The 21,958-nt window shown below is 65.4% G+C and carries 21 protein-coding genes; 18 read left to right on the top strand and 3 right to left on the bottom strand.

The window, feature by feature from the left end; all coding sequences use genetic code 11:
* The first annotated feature begins 42 nt into the window (after positions 1-42).
* The 7 genes from C7C57_RS13710 (at position 43) to C7C57_RS13680 (ending at position 6,237) form a co-directional block, all read left to right on the top strand.
* A complete protein-coding gene (locus C7C57_RS13710) occupies positions 43-489 on the top strand; it encodes a MaoC family dehydratase N-terminal domain-containing protein (RefSeq protein WP_121689370.1) in 447 nt (148 codons plus the stop codon).
* Positions 490-491: 2 nt separating this feature from the next.
* Positions 492-920 (top strand): MaoC family dehydratase, encoded by a 429-nt coding sequence (locus C7C57_RS13705; RefSeq protein ID WP_255505841.1) that lies wholly within the window; start codon positions 492-494, stop codon positions 918-920.
* 1 nt (position 921) lies between these two features.
* Positions 922-2,052, top strand: a complete 1,131-nt coding sequence (locus tag C7C57_RS13700; RefSeq protein WP_187976845.1) for a UDP-N-acetylmuramate dehydrogenase — start codon at positions 922-924, stop codon at positions 2,050-2,052.
* A gap of 249 nt (positions 2,053-2,301) precedes the next feature.
* Positions 2,302-3,420, top strand: coding sequence for an ABC transporter substrate-binding protein (locus tag C7C57_RS13695; RefSeq protein WP_030149286.1), 1,119 nt, complete (start codon positions 2,302-2,304; stop codon positions 3,418-3,420).
* Entirely contained in the window at positions 3,421-4,341 is a 921-nt protein-coding gene (locus tag C7C57_RS13690) for an ABC transporter permease subunit (RefSeq protein ID WP_156027603.1), read from the top strand.
* Positions 4,338-5,177, top strand: coding sequence for an ABC transporter permease subunit (locus C7C57_RS13685; protein ID WP_245601314.1), 840 nt, complete (start codon positions 4,338-4,340; stop codon positions 5,175-5,177). Before C7C57_RS13690 ends, C7C57_RS13685 begins: the two co-directional genes overlap by 4 nt.
* Positions 5,170-6,237: an ABC transporter ATP-binding protein gene (locus tag C7C57_RS13680; RefSeq protein WP_187976844.1), complete on the top strand. Its 1,068-nt coding sequence runs from the start codon at positions 5,170-5,172 to the stop codon at positions 6,235-6,237. Before C7C57_RS13685 ends, C7C57_RS13680 begins: the two co-directional genes overlap by 8 nt.
* Positions 6,238-6,362: 125 nt before the next feature.
* Here C7C57_RS13680 and C7C57_RS13675 read toward each other — a convergent pair whose 3' ends face one another.
* The 3 genes from C7C57_RS13675 to C7C57_RS13665 form a co-directional block, all read right to left on the bottom strand.
* Positions 6,363-6,878: an aminoacyl-tRNA deacylase gene (locus C7C57_RS13675; protein WP_187976843.1), complete on the bottom strand. Its 516-nt coding sequence runs from the start codon at positions 6,876-6,878 to the stop codon at positions 6,363-6,365.
* 556 nt (positions 6,879-7,434) lie between these two features.
* Positions 7,435-8,637, bottom strand: a complete 1,203-nt coding sequence (locus C7C57_RS13670; RefSeq protein ID WP_187976842.1) for a pyridoxal phosphate-dependent aminotransferase — start codon at positions 8,635-8,637, stop codon at positions 7,435-7,437.
* Positions 8,638-8,743: 106 nt separating this feature from the next.
* Entirely contained in the window at positions 8,744-9,208 is a 465-nt protein-coding gene (locus tag C7C57_RS13665) for a MarR family winged helix-turn-helix transcriptional regulator (protein WP_030149296.1), read from the bottom strand.
* 214 nt (positions 9,209-9,422) lie between these two features.
* Between C7C57_RS13665 and C7C57_RS13660 the strand changes: the two genes are divergently transcribed.
* From C7C57_RS13660 to C7C57_RS13610, 11 genes are all read left to right on the top strand, one after another.
* A complete protein-coding gene (locus C7C57_RS13660) occupies positions 9,423-10,127 on the top strand; it encodes a YoaK family protein (RefSeq protein ID WP_187976841.1) in 705 nt (234 codons plus the stop codon).
* A 262-nt stretch (positions 10,128-10,389) separates the two neighbouring features.
* The gene (rplJ, locus tag C7C57_RS13655; RefSeq protein WP_030149298.1) at positions 10,390-10,905 is read left to right on the top strand and encodes a 50S ribosomal protein L10; all 516 of its coding nucleotides are present in this window, start codon (positions 10,390-10,392) and stop codon (positions 10,903-10,905) included.
* Between the two features lie 51 nt (positions 10,906-10,956).
* Positions 10,957-11,340, top strand: a complete 384-nt coding sequence (gene rplL, locus C7C57_RS13650) for a 50S ribosomal protein L7/L12 (RefSeq protein WP_121689360.1) — start codon at positions 10,957-10,959, stop codon at positions 11,338-11,340.
* A gap of 153 nt (positions 11,341-11,493) precedes the next feature.
* Positions 11,494-12,123, top strand: coding sequence for a MarR family winged helix-turn-helix transcriptional regulator (locus tag C7C57_RS13645; RefSeq protein ID WP_187976840.1), 630 nt, complete (start codon positions 11,494-11,496; stop codon positions 12,121-12,123).
* Positions 12,120-13,361: an MFS transporter gene (locus tag C7C57_RS13640; RefSeq protein ID WP_187976839.1), complete on the top strand. Its 1,242-nt coding sequence runs from the start codon at positions 12,120-12,122 to the stop codon at positions 13,359-13,361. The genes C7C57_RS13645 and C7C57_RS13640 overlap by 4 nt, the downstream gene beginning before the upstream one ends.
* A gap of 182 nt (positions 13,362-13,543) precedes the next feature.
* Positions 13,544-14,926 carry an ABC transporter substrate-binding protein gene (locus C7C57_RS13635; RefSeq protein ID WP_187976838.1) on the top strand — a complete coding sequence of 461 codons (1,383 nt, stop codon included), beginning with the start codon at positions 13,544-13,546 and terminating at the stop codon, positions 14,924-14,926.
* A gap of 15 nt (positions 14,927-14,941) precedes the next feature.
* Entirely contained in the window at positions 14,942-16,075 is a 1,134-nt protein-coding gene (locus C7C57_RS13630; RefSeq protein ID WP_187976837.1) for a carbohydrate ABC transporter permease, read from the top strand.
* A 1-nt stretch (position 16,076) separates the two neighbouring features.
* Complete coding sequence (locus C7C57_RS13625) at positions 16,077-17,027, top strand: carbohydrate ABC transporter permease (protein ID WP_187976836.1); 951 nt, start codon at positions 16,077-16,079, stop codon at positions 17,025-17,027.
* 197 nt (positions 17,028-17,224) lie between these two features.
* Positions 17,225-19,090: an ABC transporter ATP-binding protein gene (locus C7C57_RS13620; RefSeq protein ID WP_187978394.1), complete on the top strand. Its 1,866-nt coding sequence runs from the start codon at positions 17,225-17,227 to the stop codon at positions 19,088-19,090.
* Positions 19,091-19,202: 112 nt separating this feature from the next.
* On the top strand, positions 19,203-20,570 hold the full coding sequence (locus tag C7C57_RS13615) for a cystathionine beta-synthase (RefSeq protein WP_187976835.1): 1,368 nt from the start codon (positions 19,203-19,205) through the stop codon (positions 20,568-20,570).
* Between the two features lie 199 nt (positions 20,571-20,769).
* The gene (locus C7C57_RS13610) at positions 20,770-21,936 is read left to right on the top strand and encodes a cystathionine gamma-synthase (RefSeq protein WP_187976834.1); all 1,167 of its coding nucleotides are present in this window, start codon (positions 20,770-20,772) and stop codon (positions 21,934-21,936) included.
* Positions 21,937-21,958 lie beyond the last annotated feature (22 nt).

Raw genomic sequence — 21,958 nt, 5'->3', positions numbered from 1 at the left:
CAGATTCCGGCCCGGGACTCTCGCGCCCGCTATCCTGGGAGGGTGAGTGTAAATCCTGAACTGCAGGGCCGCACCCTGCCGCCGAGCGCAAGTTATCTTGTGGGTCGCGAGAAGGTGCGCGAGTTTTCCCGTGCCGTCTTTGCCCAGAGCCCGCTGAACCACGATCCGGAGGCCGCGATTGCCGCGGGCTATGCCGACGTGGTCGCCCCGCCGACCTTCGCCGTGGTGGTGCAGGAGCACGCCCTTGCGGAACTGCTCGCGCTGCCGGACACCGGAATCGATTTTTCCCGCGTGGTCCACGGCGACCAGCGCTTCAGCTTCACCCGGCCCATCGTGGCCGGCGACCTGCTGACCGCAACCCTGACCGTAACCTCGGTCAAGACCCTCGGCGCGCACTCCATGGTGACCGCCGAATCCCGCATCGTGGATGCATCCGGCGACCACGTGGTCACCGCGATCTCCACCCTGGTTGTACGAGGTGACGAGTGAGCATCCCCCAGATTTCCGAGCTGACCGTGGGCGACATCGTCGCCGAGCGGACCATCAAACTCTCCCGCGACAGCCTGGTGCGTTACGCCGGTGCCTCGGGTGACTTCAACCCGATCCACTACCGGGACGACGTTGCCGAAAGCGTCGGCCTGCCCGGCGTTCTCGCCCACGGCATGCTGACCATGGGTCTCGCCGTGCAGCCCGTGGTCGACTGGGCCGGCGATCCCGGACGCGTGGAGGACTACCAGGTTCGTTTCACCCGTCCCGTGGTTGTAGACCCGAAGGATGGTGCGACCGTCTCGATCGCCGCCAAGATCGGTCAGATCGACGCCGAGGCGCAGACCGTCCGGGTCGACCTCACCGTGACCTTCGCCGAGCAGACCGTCCTGGGCAAGGCCCAGGTGCGGGTGCGTCTGGCCGAGTCGCTCTAGCGTGGGCGTTCACACCCTCGCCGAGCTCACCACCTTCCAGGTGGGTGGGCCGATTGCCGCACTGTACGAACCGCAGACCCACGACCACCTGGTGGAGACCCTCCGCGAACTGTGGTCCGAGGGGGAGGAACCACTGATTATCGGTGGCGGCTCCAACCTGGTTGCCGGAGACGAGGGCTATGACGGTCCGGTGGTGCGCATCGCGCATCCCGGACTCGAGGTGGTCCCCGCCGAGCCCGGTCGTATTGTGCTGCGTGTGAGCGCGGGTGTGGTGTGGGACGACCTGGTCGCCCATACGGTGTCCAACGGATGGAGCGGCCTCGAGGCACTGAGCGGGATTCCCGGCTCGGTCGGGGCCGCCCCCATCCAGAACATCGGTGCCTATGGCCAGGAGGTGTCGGCGGTGCTCAGCGCGGTCGAGCTGCTGGACCGTTATGGTGAGGATCCGGTCTGGGTGTCCGCCGACGAGCTCGAGCTCGGCTATCGCACCTCGGTGCTCAAGCGTCACCGTGGCGAGCCCGCCGAGCGTGACGCGGTGGTCCTGACCGTCGAATTTGTGCTGACCGATGCCGCGGGTAATAGCGCCCCGATCGCCTACGGTCAGCTCGCCGGTGCGCTGGGGGTCGAGCTTGGTGCCCAGCTGCCGGTGGCCGACGTGCGCGCCAGCGTGCTCGCCTTGCGGGCCAGCAAGGGCATGGTCCGGGATCTGTCGGACCGCGACACCTTCAGCGCCGGTTCCTTCTTCACCAACCCGATCGTGCCGCTGGCCGCCGCGCGCTCGCTGCCCGAGGACGCCCCGCGCTGGCCGGTCACCCCGGTCACCGTGGAGCCCACGGTCATTCCGCTGGATCACTACACCGGCGAACTCCCCGGCTATGCCCCCACCGCGGCCCCCGAGCTGGTTAAGCTCAGCGCCGCCTGGCTGATCGAGCATGCGGGGATCTCCAAGGGATTCCGCCTGCCCGGATCGCGCGCCGCGATCTCCAGCAAGCACACCCTGGCCCTCACCAACACCGGCGGGGCCACCGGCGATGAGGTCGCCGCCCTGGCCCGTTTTGTGCAGGCTCGCGTCTCGGCGGAGTTCGGGGTGCAGCTGGTTCCCGAGCCGGTGCTGGTCGGCGTCGAAATTTAGTACCGCAAATCGGACCGGATTTATCACGATTCGGTCACGTACGTTATGCGTTTAACCTCTGGTCAGATGTTATTTCCTCGGAGCGGCTCCGGAAGCGGTTTTTGCTATTAGGGGAGCATTCACCTCCGCGTTACCTTCTGTCCCGGTCCCGTATTTCCATCCTGTTAGCGTGAGCGCAGCAGGACGATGAGGTAGTCAGGACCCGACCGATGAGGGCCTCCACTTCGTCCGCTACTGGAGGAAACAGACATGAAGGCTCAGCGCGGATGGGTTGTCGCGCTCGCGGCTGCCGCGATCGTGACCCTCGGACTCAGCGGATGCTCCGCCGACGCCGCCCCCGCCGACGGAGGCGCTAAGGCCGCCACCGCCACCAGCGCCAAGGACCTGGGAGGCATCGACAAGCTCGTCGAGGCCGCCAAGGCCGAGGGTCAGCTGAACGTGATCGCACTGCCCGAGGACTGGTCGAACTACGGCAAGATCATCTCTGGCTTCGAGAAGAAGTACGGCATCACCGTGAACTCCGCTTCGCCGGATGCCGCCAGCGCCGAGGAGATCAAGGCCGCCAAGGACCTCAAGGGCCAGAACACCGCCCCCGACGTCTTCGACCTGGGCACCGCCGTGACCCTGGCGAACACCGACCAGTTCGCCAAGTACCAGGTGGAGAACTGGGCCGACATCCCCGACGCCAACAAGGAGAAGTCGGGCCTGTGGTACAACGACTACACCGGTGTGATGTCGATCGGTTATGACTCCAACAAGGTTCCCGCCCCCACCAAGCTCAGCGACCTGCTGGGTAAGGACTTCGCCGGTAAGGTTGCCATCAACGGTGACCCGACCCAGGCCGGTGCCGCATTCGCCGCCGTGGGCATGGCCACCGTGCAGAACGGTGGAACCCTGGATGACTACAGCAAGGGCATCGAGTTCTTCTCGGACCTGAAGAAGGCCGGAAACTTCCTGCCCCTGGACCCCACCCCGGCGACCATCGCCTCGGGTGAGACCCCGGTTGTCTTCGACTGGAACTACAACAACATGGCTCAGGAGTCCAAGGTTCCCGGTTGGAAGACGGTGGTTCTGGATGGCGACGCCCTCGGTTCCTACTACAACCAGGCCATCAACGTAGACGCACCGCACCCGGCGGCTGCTCGCCTGTGGCAGGAGTGGATCTACTCCGACGAGGTCCAGAACCTCTACCTCCAGGCCGGCGCACTGCCCGTTCGCCTCGCCGCGATGGACAAGGCCGGCACCGTGGACAAGAAGGCCCTCGACGCCGTGGGCGTCGAGCCGACCTCGCTGATCCAGGCCACCCCGGAGCAGACCGAAAAGGCCGCTAAGCTCCTCGGTGAAAAGTGGGCGGCTGCGGTTCAGTAAATGACCCCATCCGGCTCTGCCCGGACCCGCCGGCTTCCTCGCAACAGCGGGGGAGCCGGCGGTCTGGGCTCGGCGCAGCGGCTGATTCCGGGCCTCGGCCTGGTTCCGTTTGCGCTCTACGTACTGATTTTTCTGCTGATCCCCACGGTTCTCGCGCTCACCACCGGTTTCTTTAACCGTTCCGGCGCGTTTACCTGGGACAACGTCGCGGCCCTTGTCGACCCGACGGTTTTGAGCACCTTCGGGAACTCGCTCTGGATCTCGCTGCTCACCGCGGCACTCGGCGCCCTGATCGGTGCCGTGATCTGCTACGCGCTGCTCTCGTTCTCGCCGACCTCGCGCCTGCGCGCCTCGGTCGAGGCCATCTCCAGCGTGCTGGCACAGTTCGGTGGTGTGATGCTCGCGTTCGCGTTCATCGCCACGATCGGTGTGCAGGGTCTGCTGACCGTCCTGCTCAAGGATGTCTTCGGTTTTGCCCTCTACCCGGGCGAAATCTGGCTCTACCAGATGCCCGGCCTCATCCTTCCCTACCTGTACTTCCAGATTCCGCTGATGGTGCTGACCTTCATGCCCGCACTCTCGGGTCTCAAGCCCGCGTGGACCGAGGCCAACGCGACCCTGGGCGGAACCTCCTGGACCTTCTGGCGTCGCGTCGGCATCCCCGTGCTGGCCCCCGCGTTCGCCGGTGGATTCCTGCTGCTGTTTGCCAACTCCTTCTCGGCGTATGCAACCGCGGCCGCCCTGATCAGTCAGGGCTCCCAGATTGTGCCGCTGCAGATTCGTACCGCGCTGATCTCCGAAACCGTCCTCGGCCGGGAGAATCTGGCCGGCGCGCTGGCGCTGGGCATGATCGTGATCATGATTGTGCTGATGCTCGGCTACTCGGCCCTGCAGGCCCGAACCGCGAGGTGGCAAAAGTGAGCGCCGTGAAAACCCTGGGTTCGGCCCGCAAGGTGCGTGCCTCGCACTCGCTGGCCCCGCGTCGTCCCTTCGCGGTCATCGTGCTGGTGGTCTTCGGACTGTTGTTTGCACTCCCGCTGATCGCGATGGTGGAGTTCAGCCTGCGCACCACCACCGGTCACGGACTCGAGCACTGGACCGGACTGTTTGATCCGGCCAACGAGTTCCGCTATCGCCCGCTGTTTGGGGGCCTGGTGGAGTCGCTGACCCTGGCCCTGATCGCGATTGCCATCGTGATCCTGGTGCTGCTGCCCACAACCCTGCTGGTGCGCCTGCGCTTCCCCAAGCTGGTGCGGGTGCTGGAGTTCATCACCGTGATTCCGATCGCCATCCCCGCGATCGCCCTGGTGGTGGGTCTGGCCCCGGTGTTCGGTGCGAGCATCCGAATCCTCGGTTCGGGCACCCTGGTGCTCGGCCTGATCTACGGTGTGCTGGTGCTGCCGTTTGCCGCGCGTGCGCTGGATGCCAGCATTCGCGCGGTGGATGTCCCGACCCTGGTGGAGGCCGCGCGTTCGCTCGGTGCCTCCTGGCCGCGGATCTTCCTGCGGATTCTGCTCCCGGTGCTGCGTCGCGGCATCGTGGCGGCGGCGTTCATCTCCATCGCGGTGGTGCTTGGCGAGTACACCATCGCGTCCCTGTTGAACCGGCAGAACCTGCAGGTCGCGATCGTGGGAATCTCCCGCAGTGACCCGTATGTCGCGGTGATCTTCTCGCTGCTCGCCCTCGCCTTCGTGACCGCGCTGCTCGCGGTGATCGGGCGTATTGCGACTCCCAAACGAAAGGTCTTTGATGTCTGATCCGACCCCCACCACACAGCGCTCCGGCGTGAGCGTGCGCTTCCGTGCGGTCACCAAGGAGTATGGGGCACAGCGTGCGCTGAACGGACTGGACCTCGACATCCAGCCGGGCGAGTTTGTGGCCCTGCTCGGCCCCTCGGGCTGTGGCAAGACCACCGCCCTGCGCTCGCTTGCGGGCCTGGAAACCGTGACCAGCGGCGAGCTGCTGATCGACGGAGAGGACGTGACCCGGGTTCCGGTGAACCGTCGCGACCTGGGGATGGTGTTCCAGTCGTACTCGCTGTTCCCCAACCTCAACGTGATCGAGAACGTGGAGTTCGGCCTGCGCACCCGCAAGGTGCCCGCCGCCGAGCGCACCGCTCGCGCCCAGGAAATGCTGGACCGGGTGGGCCTGGGCGACTTCGCCGAGCGCTTCGCCCACCAGCTCTCCGGTGGTCAGCAGCAGCGTGTGGCACTGGCCCGCGCGCTGGTCACGCGTCCGCGCGTGCTGCTGCTGGACGAGCCGCTCTCGGCGCTGGACGCCAAGGTACGCACCCAGCTGCGGGACGAGATCCGGCGCATCCAGCTGGACCTCGGCATCACCACGGTGTTTGTGACCCACGACCAGGAGGAGGCCCTCGCGGTCGCCGACCGGATCGCGGTCATGAACTCGGGCAAGATCGACCAGATCGGCACCCCCGAGGAACTGTACCGCCGCCCGGAGACCGGGTTTGTGGCCAACTTCATCGGGCAGTCGACCCTGCTCACCGCGCTGGTCCACGAGGGCCGGATCGCGCTGCTCGGCCGCGAGATCGACCTGACCGATCCGCTGCCCGAGGGTGCGCTCGCGCGCGTGCGGGTGCGTCCGGAAAACCTGGCGCTGGAGTCGTTTGAACACGGCGAGGGCGAGCCCGGTGCCGTGGTGACCACGAGCTTCCTCGGCTCGCTGCGCCGCACCACCGTGCACCTCGACTCGGGTCTCTCGATCGTGGTGCAGCACTCGGCCGAGGACACCCCCGAGGTCGAGTCCCGGGTGCGCGTGCGCCTGCTGCAGGACATCGTCACGGCCCACGTGGACTAGTCGTTTACCGCATCCTCAAACACGAACGCCCGGCGGATTCAATCCGCCGGGCGTTCGTGTTTGCGTTTGTGTTCGTGAGCCGGAGAGCCATGCTCGTGTTAGGCGTCCGCTCACCCGGGAGCGCGCTATTCGGCCTCGGTGATCGGGGCTACCGTCGCGTTCACCCCGGAAATTAGCGCGGCGGCGGGCACCAGGATTCCGTGCCGGTGCGAGCCCGAGCCCAGACCGATCCAGGAATCCGCGGGCAGGTCGGCGATGCTCGCATCGGCAAACACCGGCAGCGCGGTGGTGGTGCCGAGCGGGGTGATCGTGCCGCGCTCAAAGCCGGTGGCCTCCAACGCGAGGTCGGCGTGGGGGAGCGCGAGACGGTTGACCCCCACGGCTTGGCGCAGCAGCGGCCAGGAAATCTTGCGTCCGCCGGGCACCAGTGCCAGCAGAAAGCTGCCATCGTGGCGACGGATCACCAGGGTCTTGACCAGCGCTCCGGGCTCGATCCCGATCTGCGCGGCCGCATCGGCCAGGCTCGTCGCCGGGCCGCGCTCGCGCACCCGAATCGGAATCCCGCGCGCCTCGGCGTCGGCCACCACACGCTGGGTGCCCTCGGGCAGATCGGTCACGGCGGGCACGGCGGTTTCAGTCATGCTGAGAAAAACAGCCGTTCGCTCGCCCGCATTCCCCGGGCACCATTATTAGCCAACCAAATTGCCGCATGCTTGGTTGCGAGATTTCATTCCAGCAGATGTTAGGTCGGCACAACATCATGCCTTACCCCAAAATTTCGAGCTGCGCACGTGGAAGCATGGCCCCCATGCTCGCTAGTCATTCTCCTCCGTACGCCGCATCATGGTGAAAGCGATGAGGATTGATATTGACACCACGCCCACCTGAGTGATCGAGGCCGTGCTTCTTGGGAGAAAGAGTCCCGTGAGAATGAATCCGCCAATTGAGGTGGCAATGACCAACCCAAATGCGATGATCTGGGTGCGTCTTTTGTTTTTCGCTGAGGGTGTCACGTTGCCGGCTTTCATCGTATGACTTGGCTGACTACAAGCCTGAGGCCGGGACCGCATGATTACTAGATTTTCGCCTGAGCTCTCAGTGAATAACGGGGCTTCGTTTTTAGATCCACAGGGCTGACGGCACGCATAAACACGAATGCCGCCCACCTTGCAGTGAGCGGCATTCGTGGTGGTGAACCTAGCGGCTGAAGAGCTTCTGCAGGCGCTGGATGCCCTCAAGCAGGGCGTCGTCGCCGAGGGCGTAGCTGAAGCGGAGGTAGCCGGAGGGGCCGAAGGCCTCGCCGGGAACGGCGGCCACCTCGGCGGCGTCGAGCATCAGGTCGGCCAGTTCCAGGGTGGTGGTCGGGGTCACGCCCGCCCACTCCTGACCCAGCAGGCCACGAACGTCGGCGTAAACGTAGAACGCACCCTCGGGGGTCGGCACCGAGACGCCCTCGATCTTGTTGAGTTCGGCCACGATGGTCTTGCGGCGACGATCAAACGCCACGCGCATGGCCTCGACCTCGTCCTGCGGACCGTTCAGCGCGGCGATCGCCGCCCGCTGGGCAATGTTGTTGACGTTGCCCGAGAGGTGGGACTGCAGGTTGGTGAGGGCCTTGATCGCGTCGGCCGGACCCACGGTCCAGCCCACCCGCCAGCCGGTCATCGCATAGGTCTTGGCCACACCGTTGACCAGCAGGGTCTGGTTCGCCAGCGCCGGGACGGCCTCGAGGATCGAGATCGCGCGGGCACCGTCATAGGTGAGGTTCTGGTAAATCTCATCGCTGATGATCCAGATGCCGTGTTCCAGGGCCCACTCGCCGATGGCGCGGGCTTCCTCGGGGGAGTAGACGGCCCCGGTGGGGTTGGAGGGCGAGACAAACAGCAGGATCTTGGTGCGCTCGGTGCGGGCGGCCTCAAGCTGGTCGAGGGTGACCTTATATCCGGCCTCGGCGTCGGCGAAGACGTCGATCGCGGTGCCGCCGGCCAGCGCGATGACCTCGGGGTAGGTGGTCCAATACGGGGTCGGGACGATGACCTCGTCGCCGTCGTTCAGCAGCACCTGGAAGGCCTCATAGACCGACTGCTTGCCACCGTTGGTCACCACAACCTGGTTGGCGGCGATCTCGATCCCCGAGTCGCGCAGCGTCTTTGCCACGATGGCCTCGCGCAGCTCGGGAAGCCCGGCGGCGGGGGTGTAGCGGTGGTTCTTGGGATCCTTCACGGCGGCCGCCGCGGCCTCCACAATGTGGGCCGGGGTCGCGAAATCGGGTTCACCCGCCGCGTAGCTAATAACCGGGCGACCCTGCGCCTGGAGGGCCTTGGCCTTCGCATCAACCTTGAGCGTGGCGGATTCGGCGATGGCGGAAATCTTCGTGGAGAGGCGCGGTGTAGTAGTCACCCCCTGATCGTATCCAGAAATCCCCTGGAAAGTCACCGGGATTACGCCGGTTTTCTGCGCACGGATGCGCGGATCCGTCTGGGTAGCGGGACGGACGGGCGTCGAACTAGCCGACCGGCTCGCTCACGCTGGGCATGACACCCTCCAGTGCGCTGAGCACAGGCACCAGCTCGGGTAGCTCGCGGGCGGCCTCGAGCGCCTCGGCGAGGGCGCGGTCATGGGTGGGCCGGGCGCGGTCGAGGGCCGCGTGGCCGGCGGCGGTCAGCTCGGTGTAGATGCCACGGCGATCATCGGCGCAGAGGATCCGGGTCAGTAGCGAGCGCTCCTCCAACCGGGTGACCAGACGCGTGGTTGCGCTACTGGAGAGCGCGGTTGCGCGGGCGAGCTGCTGCATGCGCATGTGCCAGCCGTCCTGACGGTTCAGCGCATCGAGCACGGTGTATTCCACCATCGAGAGTCCGTGTTCGGACTGCAGGGCCCGTTCGATCGTGGTGTCGATCAGCCCGTGTAGCGCGGCGACTGCACGCCAGCCGCTGGCACGAACCTCGACGGCACTGTCTGCAATACCCATGTCAACTCCCTTGCGGTCGCCTCCAGTGTACCAATCACGCGGATAGTGCGCTTAAGCAACTAGTTTGCCGAGCGCGAACGCCGGGTGACTCTCCGAATCCAGACCGATCGGACGGTCGGGCTAGGCGCTGCGGGGGTGGATAACGTACGCTGTTTCTTGCGCAGCGCGGCACGCCAGCCGGGGCTGGCTATCGGTCCCCGAGAAAGGTCCCGATATGTCCGCCACCACCACCCTGCCGCCCGCGCGATTCAGCCTGGCCGGTCCGAAGTTTGGCACCGCGCTTCCCGTGTTGCTGCTGGTCCTCACCGCGGTCACCGGCATCGTCGATGCGATCAGCGTGCTTGAACTCGGTCGGGTATTCGTGGCGAATATGACCGGCAACGTGGTCTCGATCGGCTTCGCCCTCGCCGGCGCTCCCCACTTCTCGCTGACCGGATCCATCTTTGCCCTCGCCGGCTACATCCTGGGTGCGGGACTCGGGGGATACGTCATGGCGCGCATTCATCTGGCTCCGGTCCGCGCCTTCCGCAACGTAATGGGTGTGGTGGTGCTGGCGTTTGCCGGAGTGGTGGCGATGGCCTGGATCACCGGGGCCGAGGCCCCGATGATCCAGCACATCATGGTCGCGCTGATGGCCACCGCCCTCGGCGTCCAGGGCGCGGCGGCCCGGGCTCTCGGGGTGCCGGATCTCAGCACCACGGTGCTCACGATGACCATCACCGGGCTGGTGGCCGATATCTGGGGTGGGAAATCCGGGGCGCTCACCCGCCGCATCCTGGCGGTCGCGGCGATGTTGTTCGGCGCGTTTGCCGGGGGAGTGCTCGTGCTCAATGCGGGAATTCCGGTGGCGCTGAGTGTGGTGCTGCTGATTCAGATTGTGGTGCTGGTGTCGATGTGGAACCTGGCACGCAGGCGCTAACGCCCGGTTTGCGCATCCCGGAATCATCGGTTAGAGTTTCACATAGCCACAGACCGCCGGTTCTGTTGTGGTGTGCAAACGCCACGCAGCGAAGGTTCCCCAGGGAACGGCCCGCGTAGGTAACGAAAAGGATTTTTACAGCTGCCCCGTGCAGATGTTGTCTCCCGCTCCGGTACCTGTGCCGGAGCATTTTTTTATGCCTCGGTGGGAAATGGTGCACATCGCTTCCGCGATGTGGGAACCAATACACAAGGAGTAAGCCATGGCGAACAAGGAAGCCGCGGTTGCCGAGCTCACGGAGAAATTCCAGAGCTCGACTGCCGTCCTGCTGACCGAGTACCGCGGCCTCACTGTCGCACAGCTCAAGGCGCTGCGCGTTTCCATCAGTGAAGACGCAACCTACGCCGTGGTGAAGAACACGCTGACCAAGATTGCGGCCAACAACGCCGGCATTACCTCGTTTGACGACGAGCTTGCTGGTCCGACCGCCGTCGCTTTCGTTCACGGTGACCCCGTCGCCGTGGCAAAGCAGCTGCGTGCCTTCGCCAAGGCAAACCCTCAGCTCATCGTCAAGGGCGGTTTCTTCGATGGAAACCCCCTCACCGCTGCTGAGGTCGGCAAGCTCGCCGATCTCGAGTCCCGCGAAGTTCTGCTCGGCAAGCTTGCCGGCGCCTTCAAGGCCTCGCTGTTCGGAGCCGCTTATCTGTTCAACGCACCGCTCTCCAAGGCCGTTCGCACGGTCGAGGCGCTGCGTGAGAAGCAGGAGTCCGCAGCCTAGGTTCTACCTAGGAATGCGGTGAGTAACTAAGAAACTATAAGGAGAAACATCATGGCAAAGCTGTCTACTGAAGAACTGCTGAACGCGTTCAAGGAGCTCACCCTCATCGAGCTGTCCGAGTTCGTCAAGGCCTTCGAGGAGACCTTCGAGGTCACCGCCGCCGCTCCCGTTGCCGTTGCTGGTGCTGCTGCTCCGGCCGCTGCTGCTGAAGAGGCTGAAGAGAAGACCGACTTCGACGTTATCCTCGAGGCTGCTGGCGACAAGAAGATCCAGGTCATCAAGGTTGTGCGCGAGCTGACCTCGCTGGGTCTGGGCGAGGCCAAGGCTGTTGTCGACGGTGCCCCCAAGGCTGTGCTCGAGGGCGCAAACAAGGAAGCCGCCGAGAAGGCAAAGGCTGCTCTGGAAGAGGCTGGCGCAACCGTTACCGTCAAGTAATTTGGGCTCCGCGAGGAGCACTTACTTGAGCGTAATGCGCTGAGTCGATCTTCTGATCGCATTCGTAACGCGTGGCACCCCCGGGTGCCACGCGTTACCGCGTTAAATACCGGAATTCAGGATTTATATAGCTTGGCTATGTATTATGGACTCATGTCCAGTTCTGATTTATCCACCTCGCGGCGTGATCTGCACGCCATCCTGGGCGACCTCGTGTTTTCGGCACACCGACTCACCCGCATCGCCGCCCACTCCACCTCCAGTACCGAATCTCCGGCGATCTGGCGCACCCTCGACGCCCTGAACACCTCCGGGCCGATGCGCACCGGCGAACTCGCCCGCCACGGTCGGGTGTCCCAGCCCACGATGAGCAAGATCATCCGGCTGCTGGAACAGCGCGGCTGGGTGGCCCGCGTGGCCGATCCCACCGACGCTCGCGCCACGGTGCTGGAACTCTCCGAGGAGGGACGCGCGGCCCTGGCCACCTGGCGCGAAACCGTGCTGACCGCGCTCACCCCTCGGTTTGAGGCGCTATCGGATGAGCAGCTGAACACGCTGGATTCCGCCGCCGGGATCCTCGCCGAGCTGGTGAGCATCTCCGGTCCGGTGGGACCGGGTGCCCCCGAGGTAGCCGAGTTGCCCGAGGAGGGCGAGCCTGCCGAGTCCGCCATGTCCGGCGCTGCCGATGTCGCGGGTTCCGGCTCCGCCGTCCAGGATCGTGAGGCCGAGCCTGCCACCGACTCGGATTCTGCAGCGTCCGTCGCCGGGGAGGCCCGCGCATGAGCGGCCACGCCACCACCGCACCGGCCGTTCCCAGCATGTGGAAGCAGCCCACCGCCGTCTGGGCCGTGGTCTTCGCCTCGGTGATCGCGTTCATGGGCATCGGCCTAGTGGACCCGATCCTCCCCGCCATCGCCAAGGATCTCGACGCAACCCCCGCCCAGGCCGAGCTCCTCTTCACCTCGTACCTGCTGGTCACCGCCCTGGCCATGTTCTTCTCCAGCTGGATCTCCAGCCGCCTGGGGGCCAAGCGCACGCTGCTGCTGGGCCTCGTCATCATCGTGGTCTTCGCCCTAGGGGCCGCCCTCTCGGGCAGTGTGGACGAGATCATCGGCTTCCGCGCCGGCTGGGGCCTGGGTAACGCCCTCTTCATCTCCACCGCCCTGGCAACCATCGTGGGTGCCGCCAGCGGTGGCGCCGGATCGGCCATCGTGCTGTACGAGGCGGCGCTGGGTGTGGGCATCGCCGTGGGTCCGCTGCTGGGTGGCCTGCTCGGGAACATCTCCTGGCGCGGACCGTTCTTCGGCACCGCAAGCCTGATGGCGATCGGGTTCATCGCGATCCTGACCGTTTTGAAAAAGGACCCCGCCAAGCCCGCCCCGGTCAAAATCACCGCGGCCTTTAGCGCCCTGCGTCGCCCGGTCCTGGCCCTGCTGGCAGCCACCGCGTTCTTCTACAACGTGGCGTTCTTTATTCTGCTGGCCTACAGCCCGTTCCCGCTGGAACTCGGGGCCACCGGACTCGGCTTTGTATTCTTCGGATGGGGTGTGGCCCTGGCGATCACCAGCGTGGTGGTGGCCCCGATCCTGCTGCGGCACTTCCGCCGCTCGCGGCTGCTGATGGTGGTGCTGACCGCCTTGACCGTGGACCTGATCGCCGCCGGACTCGTGGTGCATAACCGGACCGGGCTGATTATCGCGATCATCGTGGGTGGACTGATCCTCGGTATTTCCAACACCGTGCTGACCGAGGCGGTCATGGAATCCACCGATTTGCCGCGCTCGGTGGCCTCCTCGGCATACTCGGGCGTGCGGTTCCTCGGCGGCGCGGTGGCCCCGCCCGTGGGTGCGCTGCTCGCCGCGGCGATCGCCCCCGCGGCCCCGTATTACCTGGCCGCGGCGGCCGCGCTGATCGGGGTTCTGATCCTGATCCTGGGACGTAAGGCCCTGGTCTCGGCGGACGAGGGTCACGAAAGCGCGGCCGAGCAGGCCGCGGACATCGTGCTGGGGGATGCCGCCTAGTTGTGTGGCTGTGACGGCGGGCTCGGAGCGATCCGAGCCCGCCGTTTTGTCTCGGAAGACGATTTCCCTGATCCGGGCAGAAATATAACGAAGCCATGGGAATTCGGATTATGCGTTGTTCTGCTCTGGGCACGCTGTTAGGCTGACTGGCCTTAGCAGCCATCACTCAAAGGAGCGTGACTATGCCCAAAGCAGTCTTCCCCAGAATCGGTCTGCACCGTGAATCTCCGTACCCCTCGCGCCGCTCATCCCGAGCCCGTTCGCGTGTGGTGTTCAGCATCGCCGTCGCCGGCGTGAGTATCGGCGCCCTGACGGCATGTGGCGGTCCTGGAGGAGGGGGACCGGCCGCCGAAAACTCGAACACCGTGACCATCGCCACCAATATCGGTGGTGAAGAGGCGGCACAGTTGGAAAAGTCCTGGGCCGCGTGGGCCAAGGACAACAACATCACCATCAAACTGAATACCGATAAGGGGTTTGAGCAGCGTATTCAGTCGCAGGTTCAGGCCAATAAGACCCCGGATCTGGCGATCTTCTCCCAGCCCGGGTTGCTCGCCGACCTGGCGAAGAAGAAGGCCCTGCAACCGGCCAATGACGAGGTGCAGGCGGCGCTGAAAAAGAACTATCCTGCCGACTGGCAGCGCTACGGAACCGTTGATGGCACCGTGTACGGGGTGCCGATCCTGGCAACCGTCAAGGGCTTCATCTGGTATTCGCCCAGCCTGTTCGCCGAGCGGGGCTGGAACGTACCGGACACCTGGCAGGGGCTGCTGGACCTGACAGCCAAGATCCGGGCCGACACCTCCGCTCCGCCCTGGTGCGCGGGATTCTCCGCCGGCGCGGCCAGCGGCTGGCCCGGAACCGACTGGATCGAAGACGTGGTCCTGCGTCAGTCCGGTCCCGAGGTTTATGACGACTGGGTGGAAAACAAGATCCCCTTCAGCGACCCGCGCATTCAGTCGGCGTTTGAGGAGACCGGCAAGATTCTGTTAAACCCCGACTACGTCAATGCGGGGTTCGGAAGTCCCACCTCGATCAACGCCACCGGCTATGGTGATGAGATTGCTGCCGCCTTCAAATCCGGCAAGTGTGTCCTCACCCATCAGGCCTCTTTCTTTGACACCTTTGCCCAGAGCGCGGGGCTCAGCGTCGGGCCCGACGCCGACCTGTGGGCCTTCCCGACCCCGGGGTTTGGCACCGACGGCGGCAAGAATAACGCGGTTACCGGTGCCGGCGATACCGTGGCGGCCTTCAATACCAAGGCTGCCTCGGCCAAGGTCCTCGCCTATTTGGCCTCGCCCGAGTGGGCAAACTCCCGGGTCAAGCTCGGGGGCGTGATCTCGCCCAACACCGGGCTAGATCCCGACGCCGCATCGAGCCCGATCCTGAAGGAGTCGATTTCGGTTCTGCAAAACCCCGACATTACCTTCCGGTTCGATGCCTCCGACCTGATGCCCGCGGCGGTGGGAACCACCTCGTTCCTCACCGGAATCACCGACTGGATCGACGGGGGATCCCTACCGGATATCACCAGGAAAATCGACGCCAGCTGGCCCGTCAAGTAGCCGGTAGGGCGCACAATGCCTGAACTTTTTGACTGGATAGCCACGCTGCCGGTATTGCTTCAGGGTGTGGTCATCATCGCGGTGTTTGTGGCCGTGGTGGGACTGATCGTCCTGGCGGTGGAGTACCTTCCGCGGCCCGGCCGGGGCGGAACGATCTTCCGGATCACCCTGGCCGTGCTGGTGCCGGTGATCATCCTGGCACTCCTGCACACGTACGACATCGCGATCGCCGCCGGCGCGCTGGTTGGGCTGGGACTGTTCCTGCTCGACCGGCGCGCCCGCCGGGGTGCGGGATCACTCCTCCAGCTGTGGGCGTTTCTCGCCCCCGCCGGGGCGCTGCTGATCCTGGGCCTGGTGATCCCGTTTATCCGTACCGTGCTGTTTGCGTTTCAGGATGATTCGGGTACCGAATTTGTGGGCTTCGAGAACTTTGCCTGGATCTTCTCCAACCCGGACAACCTGATCACCGTGGGGAACACGCTGATCTGGGTGCTGGTGGCACCCGCCGCCTCGACCATCCTGGGTCTGATCTACGCGGTGTTTATCGATAACAGCCGGGGAGAGAAGATCTACAAGCTGTTGGTATTTCTCCCCATGGCCATCTCATTCGTCGGGGCATCGATCATCTGGCGTCTGGTTTACCAGGCCCGTCCCGCCGATGAGGCACAGGTCGGCCTGATGAACGCGGTGCTGGGGATGGTGGGAGTGGGGCCGGTGGATCCGCTCTCCAGCGCCCCCGCCAACACCTTCGCGATGATTGTGGTCTTCGTCTGGATCCAGGTCGGGTTCGCGATGGTGGTGCTCTCCGCCGCGATCAAGGGGGTGCCCGCCGAGCAGCACGAGGCGGCGGCCCTGGACGGTGCGAGCGCATTTCGCCGGTTTACCCAGGTCACCATCCCCTGGATTCGGCCCACACTGATCGTGGTGCTCTCGACCGCCTCGATCGCCTCGCTCAAGGTGTTTGACATCGTCATCGCCATGACCAACGGGCGTAATTCCTCCGGGGTGCTGGCGCAGCAGATGTATGAGCGCTTCACCCTGGGAGAAAACGGGCGGGCGGCGGCGTTTGCGCTGCTGCTGTGCATTTTGGTGATCCCGCTCATCGTGATTAACGTTCGCAATCTTCGTCGCAGCAGAGAGGGGCAGTAACATGACCGCGAGTACGGTGCTTGATCCCAATACACGCCCAAATCTCCCTCCCGAGAAACCGCGGACGCTCGATCGGGTACGCGAGAAACTCAGCTCCAAAACCGCGACCATCGCCGCCCTGCTGATCGCGATTCTCTGGACGCTCCCAACGCTTGGCCTCCTGGTTTCGTCCTTCCGCACCCCCGATGCGGTGGCCACCAGCGGATGGTGGACGGCGTTTACCGATGGCGGGTTGACCCTGGATAACTACGAGGCGATCTTCGACCCGACCCGGGTGTACGTGAGTATCGGGGAGGGCCTGCTCAACTCGCTGGCCATCACCATCCCCGGCGCGATCCTGCCCCTGGGGCTTGCGCTGTTGGCCGCCTATGCGTTTGCATGGATTCCGTTTCGCGGGCGCAACTGGATATTCATCGGCATCTTTGCGCTGCAGATCGTGCCGATCCAGATGGTCATGGTGCCGCTGCTTCGGCTCTTCAGCAGCGGGGAGATCTTTGGGACCGTGGTGGTCCGGCCGCTCGGGGGTGATAGCGGGTTCGCCTCAATCTGGCTGGCCCATACGATCCTGGCGCTCCCATTGACGATCTTCCTGCTACATAATTTCATCGCCAGTCTGCCCAACGACCTGTTTGAAGCCGCGCGGATTGACGGTGCCGGGCACGGGCAGATCTTCCTGCGGATCGTGTTACCCCTGGCGATGCCGGCCATCGCCTCGATCGCGATCTTCCAGTTCCTCTGGGTGTGGAACGACCTGCTGATCGCGCTGGTCTTCTCCAGTAGCGATCAGAATCCGATCACGGTCATGCTGACCAATATGGTGGGCACCCAGGGGCAGAACACGTTCCTGCTCTCGGCGGCCGCGTTTATCTCGATCATCATTCCGCTGCTGGTGTTCCTGGGGCTTCAGCGCTACTTCGTGCGCGGGCTCCTGGCGGGGGCAACCAAGGGATAGGGCGTTTGTGAAGACGGATGCGGCGGCACCGGGTGAATGTCCGGTGCCGCCGCGTCGGGCACCCATTCGGGGTGGGATAGTCTCGCCCGTGTGTCGGGGAAGCGGGAGTATGCTGACCGCATGAGTATGCGCGCAGCGAGGGTGATAAATAAGGGAGTCCGAGCCCCGGGACTCCGGGAAAACGCGGCCCGATGAGTATGCGGGGACCCGGCGGCGGAGGCGGCCGCGGCGGTGGGCGGGTGAGCGGCGCGGACGAATCCGCCCAGCGCGCCATGAACGCGCAGGCCCCAAAAATCCCGCACCTGCTGCGCCGAATCTTCACACTGTTTGCCCCGTATAAACCCAAGATCATCGTCACGATCGCGCTGGTCCTGGTCGGGGCCGCGCTCTCGGTGCTCCCGCCGCTGCTGGTGTCCCGCGCATTTGATGACGGGCTGTTCCCCAAGAACGGGACCCCGAACCTCCCGGTGCTGACCACCATCGTCATCACGATGATCATCATCTTTGTGGGATCCACCGCCCTCGGGGTCTGGCAAACCTGGCTCACCGCGACCGTGGGAAACTCGGTTATGGGCGACCTGCGCGTACGCCTGTTTCGCCGTCTCCAGGAAATGGAGCTGAGCTTTTTCACCCGCACCAAGACCGGGGTGATTCAGTCGCGCCTGCAAAACGACGTGGGTGGGGTCTCCTCGGTTCTCACCAACACGATCTCCAGCGTGCTGGGCAACATCGTCACGGTGATCGCCGCGCTGGTCGCGATGCTGATGCTCAACGTTCAGCTGACCATCATCGCGCTGATCCTGATGCCGGTCCTGGTCATCGCCCAGCGCCGGGTGGGCCAGGTGCGGGCGCGCATCGCGACCCAGACCCAGGAATCCCTCTCCGAGATGACCGCGATCACCCAGGAAACCCTGAGCGTCTCGGGCATCCTGCTGGCCAAGAGCTTCGGCCGTCAGGAGGCCGAGATCGGCCGCTACCAGTCGGCGAATAAGGTGCAGGTGGGCCTCCAGGTGCGCCAGCAGATGAGCGGCCAGTGGTTTTTCGCGATGGTCAACATCTTCCTCTCCTCGATCCCGGCGATCGTCTATCTGGTCTCGGGCTATCTGATCACCGGCGGGGCGACGGATATTTCCGCCGGTGTGATCGTGGCCTTCACCACGGTGCAGTCGCGGCTGCTGTTCCCGCTGATCTCGATCATGCGGGTGGGGCTTGACCTGCAGACCTCGGGCGCGCTGTTTGCCCGCATCTTTGAATACCTCGACCTGAAACCGGCGATCGCCGATGCGCCGAACGCGGTGAATGTGTCCCGGGCGAAGGGGCCGGCCGGGCAGATCGACTTCGACAACGTGACCTTCCGCTATCCCGACGCCTCGGAGAGCGAACCGGCGACCCTGGACGGGGTGAGCTTCAGTATCCGTCCCGGCCAGTTTGCCGCGTTTGTGGGCCCCAGCGGCGCCGGAAAAACCACGATCTCGTACCTGATTCCGCGCTTCTACGACTCCACCGGCGGGACCGTGCGTTTCTCGGGCACCGCGGTGACCGACCTGACCCACGAGTCCCTGGTTGAGCGCATCGGCGTGGTCAATCAGGAAACCTACCTGTTCCACGCGTCCATCGCCGAGAACCTGCGCTATGCCAAACCCGATGCGACCGACGCCGAGCTGGAGGCGGCCGCCCGCGCGGCCAACATCCACGACACCATCGCCCGCTTCCCCGAGGGGTACAACACCCTGGTGGGGGAGCGCGGCTACCGGCTCTCGGGTGGCGAAAAGCAGCGGGTGGCCATCGCCCGGGTGCTGCTCAAGGATCCGCCCGTGCTGATTCTGGACGAGGCCACCAGCGCGCTCGACACCCTCTCCGAGCGGGTGGTGCAGCGCGCGCTGGAACAGGCCTCGGAGGGACGCACCACCGTGGCGATCGCCCACCGACTCTCCACGATTGTGTCCGCGGACGTCATATTTGTGCTCGAGGGTGGACACATCGTCGAGTCGGGAACCCACGAGGAACTGCTCGCGGCCGAGGGTTTATATGCCCGACTCTTCGCCGAGCAGATGCACGGCTAGCGGGCCGAATTCGCCGAAACGTAACACTTGATTTCCGCCGGTTACAGTTAGGGTTGCGGATTATTATCCGCCGCCGCCCGAAAACCCCGGGTGCGAGTAAGGAATCACACACATGAAGTACGCAGAGTCCGTGGTGGACCTGATCGGCAACACCCCGCTGGTCAAGCTGAACCGGGTCACCGAGGGCATTACCGCAACCGTTTTGGTGAAGGTCGAGTACCTGAACCCCGGCGGCTCGGTGAAGGACCGCGTCGCGCTGAAGATGATCACCGAGGCCGAGAAGTCCGGTGAGTTGCTTCCGGGCGGCACCATCGTGGAACCCACCAGCGGAAACACCGGGGTGGGCCTGGCGCTGGTCGCCCAGCAGCGCGGATATCAGTGTGTGTTTGTCACCCCGGATAAGGTGGGCGAGGAAAAGCGCGACGTGCTGCGCGCCTACGGGGCCGAGGTTGTGGTGACCCCGACCTCGGTGAGCCCCGATTCCCCGCAGTCCTACTACGCGGTCTCGGACCGGCTGACCGCCGAGATCCCCGGGGCCTATAAGCCCAACCAGTTCTTCAACGACAACGGTCCGCTGAGCCACTACGAGTCCACCGGACCCGAGATCTGGCGTGATACCGACGGCAAGGTCACCCACTTCGTGGCCGGTGCCGGGACAGGCGGGACCATCTCGGGTGCCGCGCGCTATCTGCGCGAGGTGTCGAATGATGGCGTGCGGATCATCGCCGCCGACCCCGAGGGTTCGATCTACTCGGGTGGCACCGGTCGCCCCTACCTGGTCGAGGGTGTGGGCGAGGACATGTGGCCGGGCACCTACCACCCCGAGCTCGTGGACGAGGCGATCGCGATTGACGACGCCGAATCCTTCGCGATGACCCGCCGCCTGGCCCGCGAGGAGGGCCTGCTCGTGGGTGGATCCTCCGGTATGGCCGTGGCCGCCGGACTCCGCGTGGCCCGGACCCTCGGACCCGATGACGTAATGGTGATCCTGCTGCCGGATTCCGGCCGCGGCTACCTCACCAAGGTCTTCAACGACGGGTGGATGCGCGACTTTGGGTACGACCACGGCGAGGGAGAAACCCTGGCAAGCGTGTTGCCCGCAGACGTGAGCGCCGCGCTCCCGCGCCTCGCCCCCGCAGACACCGTGACCGCCGCCGGCGCGCGTTTGCGCGAGCTGGGCCTCCCCGCCCTGCCGATTATCACCACCACCGCGGACCCGGTCCTCGGCGAGGTCTGGGGCGCGGTGCGCGAATCCGACCTGCTCGCCGGGCTGCTGGCCGGCGAGATCACCGCCGAGACGGCCGTGGACCGCGGCATCGGTGCCCCGATTGCCACGATTGGCTCGGGCCGCGGCATCGCCGAGGCACGCGTCGCCCTCGAGGAGCACGGGATCCTGCTGGTGCTGACCGACGGCAAGCCCGTGGCGATCCTGACCCCCGGCATCCTGATCGATGCCCTGGCCGCGAAGGCCACCGCATAATGAGCACCATCCATGGGGTTCCGGTGGCCGTGTTGGCCGCCACCGCGACCCAGAACGTGTCCGGCGCCACCGGCGAGTGTCCGCGCTAATCGCCCCGTAACATCGCGTTTCGGGCGACCCCGTCGCCAACCACTTTGGCGTGCCCCCGCACGCCCTCACCGCGCCTCGCGCACACACGTTTTTTCCGAAAGGACACCCCATGACCCACTCCGAAGGCTTCGCCACCCGCGCCATCCACGCCGGCCAGGAATTTGATCCGACCACCGGTGCCGTGATCCCGCCGCTCTACCTCACCTCGACCTTCGTCCAGGCGGGGATGGGCCAGCTGCGCGGAGGCTACGAGTACTCCCGCGGCGGCAACCCCACCCGCACCTCGCTGGAAACCCAGATGGCGGCGCTGGATGACGCCAAGCATGCGATCACCTTCTCCTCGGGCCTGGCGGCCGAGGACGGACTGCTGCGCGCGATCCTGCGCCCCGGCGACCACGTGGTGATCGGCAACGACGCCTACGGCGGAAGCTACCGACTGATCAGCCGGGTCTTCGGCCCGTGGGGCATCACCCACACGGTGGTGGACCTCGGCGACACCGCCGCGGTGGCCGCGGCGATCACCGAGAACACCAAGATTCTCTGGGTGGAGACCCCCTCCAACCCGCTGCTGGCGATCACCGATATCGCCGCGCTCGCCGAGATTGCCCATGCCAAGGACGTACGCGTACTGGTGGATAACACCTTCGCGACCCCGGTTCTGCAGCAGCCGCTGGCCCTCGGCGCGGACATCGTGGTGTACTCGACCACCAAGTACATCGGCGGCCACTCCGACGTCATCGGCGGTGCGATTGTGCTCAACGATGATGAGCTGGCCGAGGCCGTGCGCTTCCAGCAGTTCGCCGTGGGTGCGATCTCCGCCCCGCTCGAGGCCTGGCTGACCACCCGCGGCATCAAGACCCTGCCGCTGCGCATGCGTCAGCACGGCGAGAACGCGCAGGCCGTGGCCGAGCTGCTGGAGTCGCGTCCCGAGGTCGAGCGTGTGTACTACCCGGGCCTGGAGAGCCACCCCGGACACGAGCTCGCCACGAAGCAGATGAGCGGCTTTGGCGGCATGGTGTCCTTCGCCCTGCGCGGGGGACGTGAGGCGGCGATCGCGTTTGCCGAGAGCACCGAGCTGTTCCAGCTGGCCGAATCCCTCGGCGGCGTGGAATCGCTGATGAACTACCCGGCGCTGATGACCCATGCCTCGGTCGCCGGCACCGAGCTGGCCGTGCCTGAAAACGTGCTGCGCCTCTCGGTGGGTGTGGAGGACGTGGCGGACCTGCTGGCCGATCTGGAGCGCGCGTTCGAGCGCACGGCCGCAAGACTGGCCTAGCGCTCGATCACCGAGCTAGCGC

Origin of the sequence: Mycetocola sp. JXN-3 (assembly GCF_014522285.1) — a bacterium.
Lineage (GTDB): Bacteria > Actinomycetota > Actinomycetes > Actinomycetales > Microbacteriaceae > Mycetocola > Mycetocola saprophilus.
Note: the sequence above shows the minus strand (reverse complement) of the source record. Positions and strands in the feature narration are given on the sequence as shown.